Below are 18,781 nucleotides of genomic sequence, written 5' to 3' on the forward strand. Positions count from 1 at the left end.
CGCCGCCGCCGCCGAAATCGACGTCCGAACAGGAGTAGAAGGCCTCCGGACTGTCCGAGCGCTGCCAGACCGCGTACAGCAGCTGCCTGCCCGTGCGCTCGGGCAGTGTGCCGGAGAACATGGCGAAGCCGCCGGACACGACCGGGTCGGCGGCCGTCGCGACCGGGTGCTCCAGATCCAGCTCCGACCAGGACAGAGGCCGGGCCGGATCGTAACCGGGCTTGGTCGCATAGACCGTGAAGGTGCCCCGGTGCGGGGCGGTCACGCGGTACTTGAAGGTGTACCGCCCGCTGCGCACGCGCGTCGCGGGCCAGTCGGCGCGGGGCAGGTCGAGACCCTTGAACTCCTCGTTGCCCGCGCTGCACAGCTTGCCGTCCGCGATCAGCCGCCGGTGCCGGCCGGCCGCGTCGCCGATCCGGACACCGTTCCAGTCGTACAGCGCCTGCGTGCCGCCGGCCGCCACGGCCGCCCTGCACGCTGCCGACTTCGGGTGCTCCGGCCCCTCGGCGTAGCACTGCGCGACCCGGCTGACCGGATCACCCATCGAGCCGTGCGCGGACGCGGGAGCGGCAGCGAGCGCGGTCAGGGCGAGCGGCACCAGACCGATCACGGTGACGGCGGCTGCCGCGCGGCGGACGGGCATGCGGAACTCCTCCTAACGGTCCGTGGGGGGTGGGCTGGATCCCGTGGGGTGAGTCCGAAGCTAGCCCCCCAGAACCGCGAAATCGCCTGCTGGAGGCGGTTGGAGGAGATCCTTATGGTGCCGTTAAGGACGGGCTAACCGGGGGCTCAGGTAGGGGGGTGGGGAACCCGGTGGCCCACTTGCGGTCGACCAGCTTGACTGTCCGCGTCAGTTCGGGTTCGTCCGCCGTCGGACGCCTCGGTCGGCCCACCGGGGCGATCTCCCGGGCGCGCTCCCGGCTGGGGCCGGAGCCGCTGCGGGGCCGGCCCGGTCCACCGCGGGCCCGGCCGTCGACTGACGAGGTCCGGGCCCGCATGCCGCAGCAGTGAGCGTCCGCCTCAGGCGATCGACGGGTCGGACTCCTCCTGGACGGTCCAGGTGACACCGTCCGGGAGGGCCTCACTCGCCTCTGCCAGACCGCGCAGCGAGAAGACGACGACGGAGGCCGCGGCCAGGCCGCACAGGAGCCAGTCGAGCGCCCAGTGGAGCCGGTCCGGGCCGACGTAGAGGACGGGCGTGGCGATCAGGGCGGCGAGCAGCGCCCCGCCGAGTATCCGCGTGTGCACGGGCCCGGAGAACTTGGCGGCGCGGGCGAGCCGCTGCGCAGGCCGGTCGGACACGGCAGGACGGCCGGTGCCGGTGCCGGTGCCGGTGAGGTACGGCCGCGCCTCGTCCGGATCCGTGAGCCCCATGGCCACCTCCCCGGTGTCGGCGACGAGCGCCGCCGGTAGCTCCTCGTCGATCAGCTTCCACCGCTCCGGCCAGCACAGCCAGCCCTCCTGACCGCCGAGGCGGACCGCCGCGCTGCCCGCCTCCTGGGGAGAGACGGCGAACTTGATCTCGCGCCCACCGGCCCGCAGCACGAGCCAGTGGAACTGCGTGACGCTCAGCTCGCCCGGCTTGTCACCGCGCTTGCTGTACCGCATCCGCACAGGTTCCCCGACCCGCACCCGCACGCCGTGCAACTCGCCCCGCCCGGCATCCTCCGCAAGTACCCGCAGTTTGCTGCGGACGTCGGCGTCACTGACCCGGCGCCGTGCGAAGAGCAGTGTCTTCACGGTCACGACGAGGACGAGGACGATCAGCACCCCGGAGAGCACTCCGCCCGAACCGGCGGCCAGCCGCGTGAGCACGAGCGGCGTCAGCAGCAGCAGGACGGCACCGGTGGTACGGCCCACGTCACGCGCGGGGAGCGGGAGGCGGCGGGGCAGCGGAGGCACCGAGGACTCCTGCGTCGCGGCGGAGGGCGCCGGCCCCAGCGGCGGCGCCGCCCGGCAGGCGAGCGCCCAGGCGCCGGCGGTGACGGCGGCCGCGGCGAGGGCCGTCAGTATGTCCCAGCGCGGAGCGGGGGCGTCGTAGCGCAGGAAGACCAGGGAGAGTGCGACGGCGGCGCAGGCCAGGGCGGCGCCGCCGAAGGCGCGTGTGAACAGCGTGGAGCGTCGCATGGGCGTCCTTCACCGGGGAGTTGGAGCCGGGGTGGGGGACACCGTCTCGGGGCCTGATCGCGTACGAACCGGCGCCTGCCGACGAGGTGCGGCGAACTTGCGGTGAGCGAACGGCCGTACAGGCACACCATTTTCTTACGTGATCCGCACCGAAGTAAAGGCGCGTCGACGCCGTTGTCCTGACGGGCCGTCGGCCCGGACCGTCCCGGCCGCCGCTCGGCGGAGCCGATCCCGCGCAGGATCTCGAACGCCCGCGGCAGGGGCGCCGGGCCCGTCTCGGTGAGGCCGGACGCACGACGGGCCCAGCGGGTGCGCAGCACCGCGCGCACCGCGGACAGGGCGGCACCGGCGGTCACGGCCGCGACCGAGGCATTCCTCGGATGGTCGAGGTCGTCGATGACCTTGTTCGCAGTGGTGACTACAGAAGTGTCTTCCGCGACGTCGGTCCAGAAGACGACGTCGGTCCGGAAGACACGGATGACTGACCTGCCGGGCCGTGCGTCCGGCAGGGTGTCAACGCCGGGTGGTTGACCGGAGCAGTAGGTTGGCCGTGGTTGCCAGCAGGACGAGGAGGGCGGCCAGCAGCAGGCTGACGCGCAGGCCGTCGTGGAATCCCGAGGCGTGGGTGACCAGCGCGCCGAACGCGGCGACGGCGAGAGCGCCGCCGAGTTGCCGGGCGGCGTTCAGCACGCCGCCGGCCGTGCCCGCGCGCTCGGCCGGAACCCGGTCGAGGAGCAGGGCGGTCACCGAGGGCAGGGCGAGGGATCCTCCGGCGCCGACCGGAACCATCAGCGCGACCAGCGCCCAGGTGGGCGTGGACGCCGGGGCGAGGCTCAGGACCGCCAGCCCGGCGGACATGACGAGCTGCCCGGTGACAACGGGCATACGTGCCCCGAATTTCGCCGCGAACCAGGATGAGGTGGGGCTGATGAAGGCGGTCAGCGCCGTCATCGGCACGAAGGCCAGGCCCGCGGCCGGTGCCGAGAGGCCCCGGCTCTCCTGCAGGTAGAGGCTGAGCAGGAACACCATGCCGTAGAAGCCGACGTTGACGGCGAAGCCCACCGTGGCCGCGACGCCCATGGCGCGCGAACGCAGCAACGCCAGGGGCACCATCGGGTGCGCACCGCGTGCCTGTCCGGCGAGGAACACGGCCGCCGCTGCCACGGCCAGCCCGAAGGCCGCCTGCACGCGGGGCGCGTCGATGCCGACCGCGCCGGACTCGATGGCCCCGTAGGTGAGGGCGCCCATCGCGGCGACGGCCGCGATCTGCCCGGTCCAGTCGAACGGCGCCGGACGCCGGGGAGAGCGCGCGGTGCGGGTGAGCAACAGGAGCGCGACCAGTCCGATCGGCAGGTTGACGAAGAAGATCATCCGCCAGCTGACCTGGCTCAGCAGACCACCCGCCACCGGTCCGGCGGCGGCGCCCACCGAACTGGCCGCCGCCCAGATCGAGATCGCCCGGGCCCGGCGGGCCGAGTCCGGGAACGCCTCGCGGATCAGCGCCAGCGAGGCGGGGGCGATCATCGCCGCGCCAGAGCCCTGAACCAGCCGGGCGGCCACCAGCACGCCCAGGTTCGGCGCCAGGCCGCAGGCCGCCGAGGCGGTCACGAACACGGCCAGCCCCGCGCCGAACGCACGACGCGCGCCGACCCTGTCCGTCACCGACCCGGCCGACAGCAGCAGCGCGGCGAACATCAGGGTGTAGCCGTCCACCACCCATTGCAGCCCGGTCATGCCGTCGCCGAAGTCGCGTCCGACGGAGGGCAGAGCGACGTTGACGATCAGGGCGTCGAGCGTCATCACGGCGATGCCCAGCAGCGCGGCCGCCATGGCCGCGCCGTACGCACGCGGGGCGGTGTCGGTGACATCGGGCCTCACGGCGGACACGACGGGATCGGTACCTGGCACGGCAGAACTCCTGGGAGCGGAAAGGGAATCAACGAAGGCACGCCCGGCCCTCGCGCGTTCGGCGGCGCAGGCCACTCGACCACCCTCGCGCGCCCCGGCATGACATGGCAGGCCGGACGGTTCGGGGGAGCGGCGTTCCGGGGAGCAGCGCGGCCCCCCAACGCCCCCGTCCCACGCACGGACCGTCGGTGGGCGTGAACGTCGCCGCCCGTTCACTTCTCCTGCGGAGTCCGTCCGGTCGACGACGCGGCGCCACCTGGACGGCTGAACGGTGGGGGGCCCTGCCGCTCCCCGGAACGCGGCTCCCCGGAACCTCGCTCCCCGGAACGGCCCGACCTGCCCGTCGCAGTCTCAAGCGGCCAGGGTGGCAGCGCCGACAGGTTCGCCTCATAGGAACGTGAGAACGTGAGCACTGCATCACCCATGGACGTGGCGCGCGACTTCTGTGCCAACTTCGGCCCCACGTACGAAGACGCCGTCACCACCTGCAAGCGGCTGGTTCACGCCGACGTCAGCCGGCAGTCGGTCACCTCCGACGACCACCCGGTGGAAAGCCTCGACGCACTGCTGGACGACCTGCGCCGCGCCAGGGAAGTCATGGGCGCTGAGGGCTTCAGCATCGATGTCCATCGCATGCAGGCCGCCGGAAACGTCGTCTTGATGCACAGGACCGACAACCCCTCTCCGAGGGCCACGCCAGTCGCCGAATGAACACCATGAAAAATATGGACCATATGCTCTCAGTGCTGACCGGCAGTCGGGTCGAAGACACCTCGTGCGACTCGCGCGTGCGCCTGGGATTCGCCGCTTCGTGCGGAAGCGAGACGCAGCCTGTCACGACGGAGTTGATCCTGGAAACCGTGTTCCGCCTGCGGAACGCCGACGGCGAGCACCACGAGGTGTACCCCGGAAGCGGTTCCGCCGTCGCCCCAGTGCTCGATCTGTACGGCCAGTCGGTGAGATCTGTCAGAGTGCAGGCCGACGCCTCGATCGCCATCGTCTTCGACGCCGGCTCGGCGCTGTGGATCGGCCCGGACGCGCAGTTCTCCTTGTCGACGGCCATGCGGACCTGCGCCTGCGCCGCCGAGTGACCGGTCACTGTCGTGACCGGACCCGGACGACCGAGAAGGTGGGCACCCGCCCTCTCGCCGGCCGGCGAAATCTATGGCCAGTAGGGGGTACGGGCGACGGGAACGGGGAGTCTGCTTCGACCGTAGTCGCTCAACCACTTGGCCATGGCCTCGCACCCCTCCACAAAGTCCGCTGCGGCCTCAGGACTTGGATTGCGCCCTCGTCCGTGAACAACCTCGTTCCGGATTCTCCGCAAGCTGTGGAGAGACCGCTCGATGTCCGCCGGGAGCCCCAGAACGTGTATGAGGTCCGGTAGGGAACGGGCGGCTCCGGGCAGACTCGGCGACACCTTCCTGAGCTGCGTTTCGACCTGCCGCCAGGCGGCGAGAATGGCTCCCTCCGGGGACACGTAGGCCATCGCCAGGTTCGGAGAGACCACCTCTGCCTCCGGCATCGGCATTCCCGTCACCGGCCTTCCGCCCGTACCGGCTTGGAGCGGACCCGGAGCCGGCGGCGGGGGCGGGGGCGGAGGAGGAACGGGAGGGCTTGCACCGGGGCCCGGCGCGGTCGGAGATGAATTGTTCTGCGGTTGTTGGGGCACTGGCGGCTGCGGGGCCGACTGCGCGTTGTCCTCTTGTTCCTCGCGTGTGCCGGTCGGGGAAGTCCCCGAGGAGTCGTCGCCGTTGACGTACCGACTCGGTGGACGATCGATGGTGAACTCGTCGTCGCCCCCGCCGGAAACCGGTGGCTGGTCATCAGGCGCCGCCTGCCCGGGTTGTCCGTCGGCCTCCGGAGGAGGAGACGGCGGCCACGCGTACGCCCACGGCGGCCCCGACGGTCGCTCGTCGTTCACAGGAGGCCGCGGCCAAGGGAACGGAGGACCTTGCCGCGCTGCTACGCCGAGCGGTGGGGGCGCCGCCCGTCGAATGGCTGCCTCGGCCTGGGCGCTCGCCTCCATGATCTCCTCGGAGAACTCTGCGTCGAACCCCGGAGCGCTGAGGGCGCGGACCCGCTTGATCAGATTTCTGATGTCTCCCCGGAACCCGTAGGCGACTGCCAAGGTCACCAGAGGCCACGCGAGCACCCTGAGGTAGTCGAGGACGAGCCGGGCTATCTGCACGCGGACATCATGGCGGAGGCCGACACGGCGCGCACATCGCCACTCCGAGGCTCCAACTGCCTTGCACACGGGGTCCGGTGCGCTTCCGGTGGGTTCAGGCACCGGCGCCCCGTCATCGCGGAGGGCGCAGAAGGACTGTGCTCAGGTAGCCGTCGGTCGGATGCCGTGACGGTGGTCACTGCGGTGGGACGCCGGGCTCGGGCGGCTGCTCGTGGTCCTGGGCCGGGGTCAGCCGTCGGGCCACCAGGTGCGTGCGATGTCCTTGCGCACCTCCGGGCGCCCCGTCGGGCGCTCGTCCGCCTCTTCGCGGATGCGGCGGCTTCCGGTCCTCTTCAGGGGCTTGTGCACGGTCACGCGGCGCATGGCTGCCTCCTTCAGTGCCCACCGGGTTCCGTGTTGTCACGGAGGCGGACGCTTTCGGCGAGAGTTCCTCATCGATGCCGGATTGTCAGTGGCGGCTGTCACTCTGGGCCCTGTGACAAACGACAGTGAGCAGATGGTTGCGGCCGGTGCCCCAGTGGACTGGGACGCGCAGGCCGCCGCGTTCGACGACGAGCCGGACCACGGCCTGCGCGCGCCCGAGGTCCGCGCGGCCTGGGCGGACAGACTCCGGACCTGGCTGCCCGAGCGCTCAGCCGACGTCCTCGACCTCGGCTGCGGCACCGGCAGCCTGTCGCTCCTCGCGGCCGAGCAGGGACACCGGGTGACCGGCGTCGACAGCTCCCCGGCCATGGTCGAGCGGGCCCGCGCCAAGCTCGCGGGCCGCGACGCGGTGATCCTGCGCGGGGACGCGGCGACGCCGCCGGTGGCGGAGCAGCGCTTCGACGTCGTCCTGGTGCGCCATGTGCTGTGGACGCTGCCGGCCCCGGCCCGGGTCCTTCGGCACTGGCACACCCTGCTGCGGCCCGCAGGCCGCTTCGTGCTGGTCGAGGGGGTGTGGGGCACCCTCCATCCCGTCGGCGTGCCCGCCGGCCGGCTCACCGCTCTCCTCGAGCCGCTGACCTCGCGGCTTCGCGTGGAGCGACTGTCCGACGACCCGCTGTTGTGGGGGAGACCCGTGGACGACGAGCGGTACGCGGTGATCGCGACGGTGTGAGTCAGGCCAGCAGCTGAGCGAAACGGGGACCGCGGGCCAGGGCCTCCAGCTCGTCCAGGGTGGCCACCGCGGCGGAGGCCGCCCCGGGGTCCGTCTGAGCCAGGCCGCTCTCGGCGAACTCGTCCTCGTCGAGGCGGCGCACGTCCGTGCCGTCGGCGGAGCGCCACAGGTCCAGGTCCAGGTCCTCCACCACCAGCTGCGCACCGGAGAGCACCGCGGGGCGCGCGATGTCGCAGTACCAGCCCTTGACGGACCCGTCCGGGGCGCTGACCTCCTTCACCGAGTACCAGCGGTCCCGCCAGTAGTACTCGGTGAACACGTCGCCCGGTGCGAAGCGCACGAAGCCGAAGTCCCGGACGCCGGAGCCCGCCCACGGGGCGCGGACGACGATCCGGGTGCCGTCGTCCTGCAGGAGCGCGCACCGGTAACGGATCTTCGTACGCCCGGCCTTGACCAGGACGACCTCCAACTGCGCGGCTGGCTCAGCCGAGTTCGCGGACATAGCGCACCTCCGTGGCACAGGTCTCGTACCCCAGCCACATGTTGATCGCGATCATGGGGTCGTTGCCGGCGTCGTTGCCCGTGAAGGCCTCGGTGACCCCGGCCGCGCGGGCCCGGTGCAGGGAGTGCAGCTTGGCCAGCTTGGCCAGGCCGCGGCCCCGGTGATCGCGGGCGGTCCCGGTCATCGCGGTGGAGTAGCGGGTGCCGCCGTCGGTGTAGGCCACGCTGAAGGCGACCGGACGGCCGCCGGCACACGCGGCCACCGTCAGGTCGCGGTCCAGCAGCGGATGCCTCCAGTACTGCTCGAGCCAGGCCTCGTAGTCGGTGTACGCGAAGTCGACGTCTCCCGGTTCGTCCTGCATGGTCTCCGCGTCCAGCTCGAACAGCGGGCGCGGGTCGCCCGCGAAGTCCGCGGCCGTGCGCAGCTCGACGCCCGGCGGGGTGTCCGGGAGCGGCGGAAGGGCGGCGCGTGCCAGGTCCAGGCGCAGGAAGTGGGCCGACCGGCTGCCCCGGTAGCCGTGCCGCTCCGCGAAGGCGCGGTTGGCGGGCTCGTCGAGCACCCAGCTCAGCAGCCTGGTCGCGCCCTGCGCGGCGAGATGCTCCTCGGCCGCGCGCAGCAGCAGCCCGCCGGCGCCGCGGCCGGTCCGGTCCGGCCGGACGTAGATGTTCAGCAGGCCCTGGCCCGGCTCGGTGCTGTCATGGGCCAGATGGACCTGGGCCGTGCCGATCACCTCGCCGTCCTCCTCCGCGACCAGCGGGCGGTAGCGGGCTTCGGCCGGCAGATGGACGGCGTTGTGGCGGACCGACTCGGAGGTGAACAGGATGTACGGCAGAGCGAGACGGCGCACCTGGGCGAAGCCCTCGGTGTCGGCCGGGACGTCGGGGCGCAGGTCGCGCACGATCACGGTCATGGGCATGCACCGTAGGGGGAGACCTGCCGGGGGTGCCTCTCATTTTCCGCCGGGTACGGGACAATCGCCCCGTGAGCCTGAAGATCCGCATCGATGACAGCGCGCCCCCGTACGAGCAGGTGCGGGCCCAGATCTCCGAGCAGGCGCGGTCCGGGGCGTTGCCGGTGGGGTACCGGCTGCCGACCGTGCGGGGGCTGGCCGAGTCCCTGGGGCTCGCGGTGAACACGGTGGCCAAGGCGTACCGGGCGCTGGAGGGCGACGGGGTGATCGAGACGCGGGGGCGCCACGGCACGTATGTGGCCGCCGCCGGCTCGGCCGCGGAGCGTGAGGCGTCGCTGGCCGCCCAGGCCTACGTGGAGCGGGCGCGGCGGCTGGGCCTGGGGGAGGAGGAGGCGCTGGCCGCGGTGCGCGACGCCCTGCGGGCGGCATACGGGGGGCGTTCGGCGGGGCCTTCGACGGGGCATTCGGCGGGGAGCTGAGCGGAGTCCGGCTCGGCGGCCCCCGGTGCGGCGGCGAGGCCGAAGGACGTCAGCGCTGTCTCGCCGGCTCCGGAATCCGCGTCACCGTCAGCCCCGCCCGTGCGGCCGCCTTCCCGAACGTGACCGCATCCTGGACCGCCGCGCCGCCCGGGTCGTTGTTGAAGTACGCGTAGACGTCCCCCTCGTCCCGCCACGTCGTCGCGACGCGGTCCACCCACGTCTCCAGCGAGCGGCGGCCGTAGCGCGGCCAGGGCTGGGCGCGGCCCTGGTGGAAGCGGACGTAGCCCCAGTCGGTGGTGCGCCACAGCGGGGTGACCGGGCGGGCCAGGACGTCCGCCCAGCACAGGGCCGCGCCCCGGGCCGAGAGGACCTCGCGCACCTCGGGCGTCCACCACGAGTCGTGGCGGGGTTCCACGGCGACCCTGGTCCCGCGCGGGAAGCAGGCCAGGCAGGCGTCCAGCAGGGACGGGTCGGCGTGCAGGGTGGGCGGGAGCTGCAGCAGGACCGGGCCCAGCCGGTCGCCGAGGCCCGCCGCGTGGGTCATCAGGCGGTGGACCGGCTCCTGCGGGTCCTTCAGCCGCTTGATGTGCGTGAGATACCGGCTGGCCTTGACCGCGACGACGAAGTCCGGCGGGACCCGCACCCGCCAGGCGGCGAAGGTGTCGTACGACGGCAGCCGGTAGAAGGCGTTGTTGAGCTCCACGGTGGCGAACAGCCGGGTGTACTCCTCCAGCCACAGCCGTGCCGGGACCCCGGCCGGGTAGACCCGGCCCCGCCAGTCCTTGTACTGCCACCCCGAGGTGCCCAGGAACAAGGTCATGACTTCATGAAAGCACTACAGGTAGAGCCCCGCGTCCGCGCCCTCCCGCGCCCCCGGCACCGAGGTCGGCGCCGTGCCCCGGCGCAGCGCGTACAGCTCGGCCAGGGTCGCGCCCTCCCGGCCGACGCCCTCCTCGGTGCCGAGCCAGGTGACCGCTTCCGTGCGGGTCAGCGGGCCCACCTCGATGCGGGCCAGGCAGCGGCCGGGGCGGACCACGGCGGGGTGCAGGCGCTCCAGGTCCTCGTTGGTGGTGACGCCCACCAGGACGTTGCGGCCCTGGCCGAGCAGGCCGTCGGTGAGGTTCAGCAGCCGGGACAGGGCCTGGCCCGCCGTGTGCCGGGCCTCCCCGCGGATCAGCTCGTCGCAGTCCTCCAGCAGCAGCAGCCGCCAGCGGCCCTTGCCGGCGCCGTCCTCCTCGCCGATCGCGATGTCCATCAGGTAGCCGACGTCGGAGAACAGGCGCTCGGGGTCCAGCACGCAGTCCACCTGGCACCAGTCGCGCCAGGAGCGGGCCAGGGTGCGCAGCGCGGAGGTCTTGCCGGTGCCGGGCGGGCCGTGCAGCAGGAGCAGCCGGCCCGCGATGTCCTCGGGGGTGGTCTTCATCAGACGGTCCATCGCGTCCGCCACCGGCCCGGTGTAGTTGGGCCGGATCTCCTCCCACGTGCCCGCGGAGATCTGGCGGGTGGTGCGGTGCGGGCCGCGGCGCGGGGAGACGTACCAGAACCCCATCGTCACGTTCTCCGGCTGCGGCTCGGGTTCGTCGGCCGCGCCGTCGGTGGCCTGGTCCAGGATCCGCTGCGCCAGGTCGGCGCTGGTCGCGGTCACCGTGACGTCCGCACCCCGGTTCCAGCGGGAGACCAGCAGCGTCCAGCCGTCGCCCTCGGCGAGGGTGGCGCTGCGGTCGTCGTCACGGGCGGCCCGCAGCACGCGGGCGCCCTCCGGCAGCAGGGTCGCGCCGGACCGCACCCGGTCGATGTTGACCGCGTGCGAGTACGGCTGCTCGCCCGTCGCGAAGCGGCCGAGGAACAGCGCGTCGACGACGTCGGACGGCGAGTCGGAGTCGTCGACGTGGAGCCGGATCGGCAGAGCGTCGTGTGGGTTCGCAGACATGCCGCCATGATCCGTCACCGATGCCCTCCGCGCACGGCATTTCCGCCGCTTGTTCCCGGTGTTCCAAGAGTATTCCGGGTGTGTCCCGACACCTGCCCGAGCGGGGGATTACGCGGTTGCCGCTGCCCTGGACAGGACGTCGAACGGCGCCGCCGACCCCGTCGACTCGGCCGTCCGGGCCCGGGCCCGGGGGCACGACGTCGTCCTCGGCGACGTCCGTCCCGCGTTCTCCGGCAGGGAGATCTGCTCTGGCAACTCCCGGCCGCACAGCGGCGACCGGCTCCCCATCGGCGAGTCCGGCCGCCCCACCGCGGCGGCCGGTCCGGCGGCCACCTGCCGGTGTGCGCCGGCCCGGCCCGCGCCGAGCCGACGCGTCCGGTCATGGCGAACTGCTGGGTGAGCCGGAAGGAGAGGCGGAGGCCCCGTCCGACGGGGTCGGCGTCGTCGTCACGCAGGTCACCGAGAACGGTGCCGAGTTGGAGGTGGTCCGCACCGGGCTGCGCACCTCCACACTGATCGCGTTGTCGATCGTCCCGCTGTTTGAGTACGCCGTCACGGTCACCTGCACCTGCCGCGTCCTGCTGCCGGCGGACGAGAACGGCAGCGTCTTCCACCCCGGGTCCGACACCGACCCGTGCGCGAGCACCCACCGGTACTCCACCTGCGCGGGCACCCGGCCCACCGTGAACGTCGCCGTGAACGTGGGCGCCTGCGCGTACGGCGGCGGACAGGTCCCCGAGTACGCCGTGTGCGAGCCGGTCAGCGTGACCCGCACGGACTGGGCCGGCGCGGTGCTCGCCGCCGTGCTGCTGCTCCGGACCGGCGACGGCGCACGGGTGTCCGAGTCGGTGCTGCCGCTCGGGGTGTGGGCCGACGCCGTGCCGGTGCTCGCGGCGCCGTCCGTCTTGCCGTTCCCACTGCCGTGGTGCATCAGCGCGTAACCCAGCCCCGCCAGCGCCAGGACGAGCGCGAGCACGCCCACCGCCAGCACCAGCGCCGCGCGGCGGCCGCGCTCCGGCGGGTTCGCGACCGGTTCCGGCAGCGGCAACGGCGGTGTGGGGGAGGGCGGTTGCTGCTGCGCCGCCACCGTCGGCGCGCTGTACGGCGCCACCGGCACGGTGGCCGCGCGGGGCGCCCCTGTCCCGGAGGGGGAACCCCCGGCCGCGACGATCCGCAGCTCCTGCTCGGCCCGTTCGGCGGACAGTCGCGCGGCGGGGTCCTTGCGCAGCAGCCCCTCGATGACGGGCGCGAGCGGCCCGGCCCGGTGCGGCGGCGGCAACTCCTCGTCCACGACGGCCCGCAGGGTGCTCAGCGGGGTGTCCTGGCGGAACGGGGAGACGCCCTCGACGGCCGCGTACAGCAGCACGCCCAGCGACCACAGGTCCGACTCGGGGCCCGGCGTGCGCCCCAGCGCCCGCTCCGGCGCGAGGAACTCGGGCGAACCGATCACCTCGCCGGTCATGGTCAGCGCCGAACTGCCCTCCACCGAGGCGATGCCGAAGTCGGTCAGCACCACCCGGCCGTCGTTCGCCAGCAGCACGTTGGCGGGTTTCACGTCCCGGTGCAGCACCCCGGCCGCGTGCGCGGCGCGCAGCGCCGACAGCACCTCGGCACCGATGTGCGCGGCCCGCTGCGGCGGCATCGGGCCCTCCGCCTCCAGCCGGTCGGCGAGGGACAGCCCGCGCACCAGCTCCATCACGATCCACGGGCGGCCGCTCTCCATCGCCACGTCGTACACCATGACCACGTTGCGGTTCGCGACCCGGGCCGCCGCCCACGCCTCGCGCTCCAGGCGCGCGTACATCCGCTCCACCTCGGGCCCGGGCAGCCCGGCCGGGGCCCGCACCTCCTTGACCGCCACCTCGCGGTGCAGCACCTCGTCGCGGGCGCGCCACACGGTCCCCATGCCGCCCTCGCCGAGCGGGGACAGCAGGCGGTAGCGGTCCGCGATCACACGTTCACGGCCCGGATCTTCGGACACGGGCGCCCCCCAAGGCATCTCGCGCGAATTCTCCACAAAAGTAGCTCAGCCGAGCGCGATTACGGCCCCCTTGAGCACCAATCCGGTTCCCAGCGCGACGACCAGCAACGCGGACGCGAGCGGCAGGGTCCGGCGCATCAGGGCGGCCACCGGGTGCGCGGTCCAGCGCGGGCGCCGCTCCAGCACGCGGGACACCCCCGAGCCCAGCCGGACCACCGCGAACCCGGCCGCCGTGAGCGTCAGCGCGAGCCCGGCCCCGTACGCCAGCACGAGCAGCAGCCCGAACCACGCCTTCCCGAGCGCCGCCGCGCCGACGAGGACGACCACCGCGGACGGGCTGGGCACCAGCCCGCCGGCGAAACCCAGCAGGATCGTGCCGCGCAGGGTGGGGGCGGCGGGGTGGGCATGCGGGACACCCCCGTGCGAGTGGGTGTGTTCGTGGCCATGCGCGTCCGGATGCGTATGCGTGTGGTGCGGGTGAGGGTGGGGGTGCGGGACGCCCCCGTGCGAGTGGGTGTGTTCATGGCCATGCGCGCCCGGGTGCGGGTGCGGGTGCCTATGTGGGTGTGCGTGCGGGTGTGCGCGGTGGTGCCAGGCCCGGCGTACGAGGTTCGCGCCCGCGGCGAGGACCACGGCGCCGCTGGCGATGCCCAACCAGGCGATCACCGAGGACGCGGCGGCGGAACCGGCGGTGACGAGCAGGCCCAGCGCGACCACGCCGAGGGTGTGCGTCACCGTCACCGAGGCGGCCAGGGGCAGCACGTCGCGCGGCCGGGCCCGGCCGCCGCGCGCGGTCGCCGCCGCGGCCATCAGGGTCTTGCCGTGGCCCGGCGCGAGGGCGTGCAGCGCGCCCAGGACGACCGCCACGGGCAGCGCGAGCGCGGCGAATCGGGCGGTCAGGTGGTGGCGGGCGACGAGGTGGTCCAGGGCCCGGGTCCAGCGGTCGGCACCGCGGGGGAGCACGGCGGCCCCCGGGGCGTCCTGTCGTTCCTCGGCGAGCGCCGGCCCACCGGGCCGCACGCGCAGGGACGCGGCGGCGACGTCGGCGGGCGATGACAGCAAGTCCTTCGGATACGTGGTCAGTTCGTGCGAGACCGACCGTCCGGGCACGTTCGTCGCGGTCAGCGTCATGTGGTCGCCCCGCGCCGTGATCTCCCGCCAGCCGGGCCCGCCCGCGGTGCCTGCGCTGTGGAAGCCGACGGTCACGTCCGCGTGCCGCGGCAGCGGCGCGGTCAGCCGGCACGTGACGCGCAGGGTGTTCAGCCCGGCCTGGCCGGGGCGCAGGCGGGCGGTGCTGTCCCGGGGCGTCAGCGTGGCGGTGCGGCCGTCGACCGTGAGCCGGCTGTCCCCGGCCGCCTGTGCGCAGCGCCGCCGGGCCCACTGAGCCAGGCCCAGGCGTGCGATGTCGGGCTTCGCCTGGGTGGCCGGGATCTCGGCGAGGTCCTCCACGTGGTCGACGCGGAGCTGCCCGGGAGCGGCGACCAGGCCGTCGTAGCGGTTGACGGTGAAGTTGCCGAGCGGATGGGCGCTGGCCGCGCCGGCCGGCAGGAGCGCCAGGGTGCAGGCGGCGAGGACGACGAACAGCAGACGCGGCCTCACTCGGCGGCCTCCAGTGCCCTGCGGGCCTCGGCGGCGCCGAGCGGGGAGAAGCCCGGGTTCAGCTTCAGGGCCGAGGCGAGCGAGGCCCGGCCGGCCGTGCGGTGGCCCGTGGCCAGCTCGATCATGCCGAGGTGGTAGCGGAAGGCGGCGTTGCGGTAGCCGGTGGCCGTGGCCCGGCGGGCGTACGGCAGGGCCTCGGCGTCACGGCCGTTGACATGCAGCGCCCAGGCGAGTGCGTCCGCGGTGTGCACGGTGTGCCGGCGCGCCCATTCGGCACGGGCCGCACGCAGCGCGGCCGCCCTGTCGCCGTGGTCGGCGGCGGCCAGCGCGGTGTCCAGGTCCGCGTCGACGCCGTTGGCGCGGGCCGGCGCGACCCAGGCGTCCACGAGGGCGTACTGCCGCCGGGCCCGCTCCCGGTCGCCGGCCGCCCCGCGCGCCTCGTACAGCTCGCCCAGCTCGACGAGCGGTTGCGGGAGCGGATAGCGCGCGACCACCGTCTCCATGTTCCTGATCGCCGCGGCGCGATCGCCGCTCGCCGCCTGCGCGCGAGCCCGGCCCTCCAGCGCCGGGAGGTAGCCGTCCTGGGCGGCCAGGGCACGGGCGTAGTACCCGAGCGCCTCCTTGTATTCGCCCTGGTTCCAGGCGAGTTGGCCGAGCTGGGTGGCCACGTACGCGACGTCCCCCGGAGTAGTGGCGCCGGACAGCGCCTGCCGCAGGACGCGCCGGGCCGTCGACACGTCGCCGCGCAGCTCGTGCACATAGGCGTACCGCGTGAAGACCGGCACGCCCGGCTTGCGCGCGTCGGCGGTCTCGGCGGCCTTCGACGCCTCGGCGTACCGGCCCAGTTCGACCAGGGCGTCGACGCGGGAGGACAACGCGCGTTCGCTGTACGGGTTCCGCCGCAGGGCCCGGTCCGCGTAGGTGAGGGCGCCCGTGAAGTCGTGCCGGGCCGCGGCGAGGGCGGCACGGCCGGCCAGGGCCTGGTCGTTGTCCGGGGCCACCGCCAGGGACCGCCGCAGCACCCGGTCGGCCTGCGGATACCGGGACGGGTCGCCCGTGGTGCGCGCCTGCTCGACGTAGGCCAGGCCGAGGGTGGCCCAGCTGCCCGCGTCCTTCGGCTGGCTGCGCAGGTGCGCCTGGAGTGCGGCGATGCTCGCGTTCAGGTCGCCGCCGTTCAGGGCGCCGGGGTCGACGGCGGCCGAGGCGGCCGGCACCGATGCGGGCGCCCGGCCCGCGCCGAGCGCGATCGCCCCGCCGGTCAGTGCCACCGCCAGCAGCGCTGCCGCACCGGCGAGTTGCAGACCGCGCCAGCGGCGTGCCGCGGCGGCGACGCGCCGGACGGCGGCGACCCGTTCGTCGCCGCCGGGGGTACCGGGTGCCTCCTCGGGCGTGCCCTCGCACGCGGCGGCGGCCGCGGCGCCGTCCTGATCCGTGCTCACCTGCCGCTCGCCGGCCTCGTCGTCATCGGTACGCGGGGACATGCCCTCTCCTCGGATCGCCTGATGGTGTGGGAAGGGAAGGGCGCGGCCCGCCGTGGGGGAAGGGAATACGGGCCGCGCCGGTCAGGGGTGGGGCCGGCGTCAGTACGGTCGCCGGATGCGCCGGCGCCACCACGCGAGGGCGGTGCCGATCAGCAGGATGCCGGCGGCGCCCGAGGCCGCCGAGGCGGCGATCAGCGTCGTGGTGCCGGAGCCGCCCGAGGAGGAGTCCGCGGGCCGCAGGGCGTCACCGAGCTGGCTGCGCACGTCCGTGCCCGCGGTCGTGCCCTTGGCGAGCGGCCCGCGCGAACCGGACGTGGGCTCGGCGACGTACGGGAAGTACTTCCCGAAGCCCTTGTCGTTCTTGTCCACCGCGTCACCCAGGTCGTTCTTGGAGCCGACCAGTTCGCCCTCCATGACCTGCAGTGCCGCGTCGATCACGTCGTCCGTGAGCCGGCGCCCGTTCGGGAAGCCCGCGTTGTCGCCGTCCAGCACACCCAGCCGCTTGGGATGCATGCTCGGCTTGATCGAGGTGTTCAGGCGCAGTTCCTCCGCGGCGCGCACGCCCGGCGGCTGGTTGAGGCCCTTGACGCCCTTGAGGAAGACGTCGACCAGGTCGTTGCGCGGCGTGGCGGGCGCCTTGATCTTGTAGATCGCCTCGACGAGCTTGGGCAGTTCGGGGTCGGTGACGTTCTTCAGGAACTGCCCGTCGTTCCAGGGCTGCGAGGCGTTGAACCGGTCCTTGTCCTTCTGCGGGTTGACGACCTCGTTGACCAGCGGGTTGCCGAGGCGCGAGACCTGCGCGTAGTACCCCTGCGCGTTGCGGCGCTGGGTGGTGGACCAGATGCCGACGACCGGCTGCTCGGCCGACTCGCGGATGAGGGAGTTGGGCACCTGCAGGGCGATGGTGTTGACGTTGTAGCCCTTGAGGGTGTCCCGGCCGACCTCGCTGAGGTTGCCGCCGTAGAGCAGGTCGAAGACGCGCAGGTCGGCGAAGAACGGGTCGTCCGCCTGCCCGGCGAAGGTCGTGGCACCGCCGGCCGTCTTGTACACGGCCTGGGCGCGCAGTTTGCCGTAGTCCGGCATGGACGCCTTGCCGACGTCCGACGGCGCCGCCGGCACGTCGTCCGCCAGCTTGGTGTCCGACACCACGTGCTGGTTCTTCAGCCTGATCAGATCGATGTCGTACGTCTGCGTGACGTTGAGGTCGGGGTCGTCCAGGCTGGTGACCGGACCGGTGTTGTAGAGGAACGTCTTGCCGTTCTTCGTGTGCGTCCTGAAGGTGTACCGGAAGAGCAACTCGCCTTGCGCGTCACCGTTGTTGTCGATGTGGATGTCGTACTGGGCGTCGTCCGCGAAGGTGTAGAAGTTCGGGCCGCCCGCCGGTTCCTCGAAGGGGACCCAGTCGGCCACGATGGTCGTGGTGTCGGGCTTGTCCGGGCTGACGAACGCGTACAGGTCCGTGTTGTCGTACTGCGGGGCGCCCGAGATCAGCGGGGCCTCCCGGTGGGAGGAGGCGGAGGCCGCCCCGGGTTCCAGGGTGGCGACCCCGGCGGCTGCGAGCCCGCCGGCGGCGAGCGCTCCGCAGATGAGCGTGACCAGGCCCGTGCGCCTTGCCCCGCTCCTGGAGAAGAGAGGTGTCATGCGGTCCGTCCTCAGTGCCGTCTTGCCTGACGCCCCGGGATTCGGAGCCGGCCGGCCGGGCGGATTGGTCGGCGGGGAGAAAACTTTTTTCCGTGTGCCCGACCCGCGTTTTGCGTCGGCTGATCCGTAACACCGTGGGGAGGTGTGTCTCGTGCGGATGCGCGGTGCGCGAAGAAGGGCCGGCTGCGGCCGTGGTGAGGGGGCCCGCATGGCGGCCGACGAGCTGCTGGTGCTCGTGGCGGGAGGTGACCAGCGAGCCTTCGAGGACCTGTACGCACTGGTGTCGGGGCCGGTCTACGGGCTCGTCCGGCGGGTGGTGCGCGATCCCGCGCAGTCCGAGGAGGTCGCCCAGGAGGTGCTGCTCGAACTGTGGCGCTCCGCAGGCCGGTTCGACCCCGGCCGGGGCAGCGCGCTGTCCTGGGTCCTCACCCTCGCCCACCGGCGCGCCGTCGACCGGGTGCGCAGCGCCCGCGCGGCCGGCGAGCGCGAGCAGCGGGAGGCCCTGCGGGCCGGGGAGCCGGCCTTCGACCAGGTGACCGAGGAGGTCGAGGCCGGGCTCGAACGCGAGTGGGTGCGCCGCTGCCTGAACCGGCTCACGGCGCTGCAGCGCCAGTCCGTCACCCTGGCCTACTACGACGGGTACACCTACCGTGAGGTGGCCGAGCGGCTCAGGCTGCCGCTCGGCACGGTCAAGACGCGGATGCGCGACGGACTGACCCGGCTGCGCGAGTGCCTGGGAGGCGCCGTATGAGCATCATGGGCCGCCTCCTGGGCCGCGAGGACCTGCACTCCCTCGCGGCTCCGTACGCCCTCGACGCCCTGGAGCCCGGCGAGCGGCTCCGCTTCGAGAAGCATCTGCAGGGCTGCGGCCGCTGCGCCGCCGAGGTACGGGACCTGGCGGAGGACGCGGTGCGGCTCGCCTGGTCCACGGCGGCG

General features: G+C 73.4%; 18 protein-coding genes. 6 read left to right on the plus strand and 12 right to left on the minus strand.

All coding sequences use genetic code 11. The features are described from left to right. From ACLU3S_RS27555 to ACLU3S_RS27565, 3 genes are all read right to left on the minus strand, one after another. Positions 1-643: lytic polysaccharide monooxygenase (locus ACLU3S_RS27555; protein WP_413954656.1), on the minus strand; the 643-nt coding region annotated here is incomplete at its 3' end. 377 nt (positions 644-1,020) lie between these two features. Then, a complete protein-coding gene (locus tag ACLU3S_RS27560; protein ID WP_413954657.1) occupies positions 1,021-2,127 on the minus strand; it encodes a hypothetical protein in 1,107 nt (368 codons plus the stop codon). Positions 2,128-2,640: 513 nt separating this feature from the next. Then, positions 2,641-4,014 (minus strand): MFS transporter, encoded by a 1,374-nt coding sequence (locus tag ACLU3S_RS27565; protein WP_413954658.1) that lies wholly within the window; start codon positions 4,012-4,014, stop codon positions 2,641-2,643. Positions 4,015-4,440: 426 nt separating this feature from the next. Here ACLU3S_RS27565 and ACLU3S_RS27570 point away from each other — a divergent pair, with 426 nt between their 5' ends. Further along, positions 4,441-4,746, plus strand: coding sequence for a hypothetical protein (locus ACLU3S_RS27570; protein ID WP_413954659.1), 306 nt, complete (start codon positions 4,441-4,443; stop codon positions 4,744-4,746). Beyond that, the gene (locus ACLU3S_RS27575; protein WP_413954660.1) at positions 4,743-5,126 is read left to right on the plus strand and encodes a DUF6188 family protein; all 384 of its coding nucleotides are present in this window, start codon (positions 4,743-4,745) and stop codon (positions 5,124-5,126) included. Before ACLU3S_RS27570 ends, ACLU3S_RS27575 begins: the two co-directional genes overlap by 4 nt. A 1,328-nt stretch (positions 5,127-6,454) precedes the next feature. Here the strand turns inward: ACLU3S_RS27575 and ACLU3S_RS27580 are convergent. Beyond that, positions 6,455-6,589, minus strand: a complete 135-nt coding sequence (locus ACLU3S_RS27580) for a hypothetical protein (protein WP_413954661.1) — start codon at positions 6,587-6,589, stop codon at positions 6,455-6,457. 133 nt (positions 6,590-6,722) lie between these two features. On the opposite strand from ACLU3S_RS27580, the gene ACLU3S_RS27585 reads away from it, so the two are divergent. Then, complete coding sequence (locus ACLU3S_RS27585) at positions 6,723-7,322, plus strand: class I SAM-dependent methyltransferase (RefSeq protein WP_413954673.1); 600 nt, start codon at positions 6,723-6,725, stop codon at positions 7,320-7,322. A gap of 1 nt (position 7,323) precedes the next feature. Here ACLU3S_RS27585 and ACLU3S_RS27590 read toward each other — a convergent pair whose 3' ends face one another. Further along, positions 7,324-7,824, minus strand: a complete 501-nt coding sequence (locus ACLU3S_RS27590; RefSeq protein ID WP_413954662.1) for a DUF402 domain-containing protein — start codon at positions 7,822-7,824, stop codon at positions 7,324-7,326. Next, positions 7,805-8,734 carry an N-acetyltransferase family protein gene (locus ACLU3S_RS27595; RefSeq protein ID WP_413954663.1) on the minus strand — a complete coding sequence of 310 codons (930 nt, stop codon included), beginning with the start codon at positions 8,732-8,734 and terminating at the stop codon, positions 7,805-7,807. The genes ACLU3S_RS27590 and ACLU3S_RS27595 overlap by 20 nt, the downstream gene beginning before the upstream one ends. Before the next feature lie 71 nt (positions 8,735-8,805). On the opposite strand from ACLU3S_RS27595, the gene ACLU3S_RS27600 reads away from it, so the two are divergent. Next, complete coding sequence (locus ACLU3S_RS27600; RefSeq protein ID WP_413954664.1) at positions 8,806-9,213, plus strand: GntR family transcriptional regulator; 408 nt, start codon at positions 8,806-8,808, stop codon at positions 9,211-9,213. Positions 9,214-9,262: 49 nt separating this feature from the next. Here the strand turns inward: ACLU3S_RS27600 and ACLU3S_RS27605 are convergent, their stop codons facing one another. The 6 genes from ACLU3S_RS27605 to ACLU3S_RS27630 form a co-directional block, all read right to left on the minus strand. Further along, on the minus strand, positions 9,263-10,033 hold the full coding sequence (locus tag ACLU3S_RS27605; protein WP_413954665.1) for a DUF72 domain-containing protein: 771 nt from the start codon (positions 10,031-10,033) through the stop codon (positions 9,263-9,265). A gap of 15 nt (positions 10,034-10,048) precedes the next feature. Continuing rightward, the gene (locus ACLU3S_RS27610; RefSeq protein ID WP_413954666.1) at positions 10,049-11,143 is read right to left on the minus strand and encodes a DUF5925 domain-containing protein; all 1,095 of its coding nucleotides are present in this window, start codon (positions 11,141-11,143) and stop codon (positions 10,049-10,051) included. 379 nt (positions 11,144-11,522) lie between these two features. Next, positions 11,523-13,142 (minus strand): serine/threonine-protein kinase, encoded by a 1,620-nt coding sequence (locus ACLU3S_RS27615; RefSeq protein WP_413954667.1) that lies wholly within the window; start codon positions 13,140-13,142, stop codon positions 11,523-11,525. Between the two features lie 27 nt (positions 13,143-13,169). Beyond that, entirely contained in the window at positions 13,170-14,723 is a 1,554-nt protein-coding gene (locus ACLU3S_RS27620; RefSeq protein WP_413954668.1) for a nickel transporter, read from the minus strand. Further along, positions 14,720-16,204 (minus strand): tetratricopeptide repeat protein, encoded by a 1,485-nt coding sequence (locus ACLU3S_RS27625; RefSeq protein WP_413954669.1) that lies wholly within the window; start codon positions 16,202-16,204, stop codon positions 14,720-14,722. Before ACLU3S_RS27625 ends, ACLU3S_RS27620 begins: the two co-directional genes overlap by 4 nt. Before the next feature lie 99 nt (positions 16,205-16,303). Next, positions 16,304-17,845, minus strand: a complete 1,542-nt coding sequence (locus tag ACLU3S_RS27630; protein WP_413954670.1) for a DUF4331 domain-containing protein — start codon at positions 17,843-17,845, stop codon at positions 16,304-16,306. Between the two features lie 208 nt (positions 17,846-18,053). On the opposite strand from ACLU3S_RS27630, the gene ACLU3S_RS27635 reads away from it, so the two are divergent. Next, positions 18,054-18,596, plus strand: coding sequence for a sigma-70 family RNA polymerase sigma factor (locus tag ACLU3S_RS27635; protein ID WP_413954671.1), 543 nt, complete (start codon positions 18,054-18,056; stop codon positions 18,594-18,596). Then, a partial coding sequence (locus ACLU3S_RS27640) for an RskA family anti-sigma factor (protein WP_413954672.1) occupies positions 18,593-18,781 on the plus strand: 189 nt, incomplete at its 3' end. The genes ACLU3S_RS27635 and ACLU3S_RS27640, both read left to right, overlap by 4 nt.

This window comes from Streptomyces sp. AF1A, assembly GCF_047340315.1.
In the GTDB taxonomy this organism is placed as follows: Bacteria; Actinomycetota; Actinomycetes; order Streptomycetales; family Streptomycetaceae; genus Streptomyces.